Here is a 300-nt window from a genome sequence, read left to right on the forward strand (position 1 = left end):
CTGGGGTTACGGGAGCAACCGGAGTCACAGGAGCAACTGGAATCACAGGAGCAACCGGAATCACAGGGGCAACCGGAATTACGGGAGCAACAGGAGAGACCGGAGCAACCGGAGTCACAGGAGCAACTGGAATCACGGGAGAGACCGGAGCAACCGGAATCACGGGCGTAACTGGTGCAACGGGAGAGACCGGAGCAACTGGAGTCACAGGAGCAACTGGGGTTACGGGAGTAACGGGAGTCACGGGTGCAACGGGACTTACCGGAGCGACCGGTGTTGGATTAGAAGGAGTAGAAGCGT

Annotated in this window: 1 protein-coding gene; it reads left to right on the forward strand. The window is 59.0% G+C overall.

The annotated features are described in order from the left end of the window. On the forward strand, positions 1–300 hold a 300-nt coding region (locus tag ACK3CR_RS27060; RefSeq protein ID WP_488976373.1), incomplete at both ends, for a hypothetical protein.

This window comes from Priestia sp. TRM10, assembly GCF_057808375.1.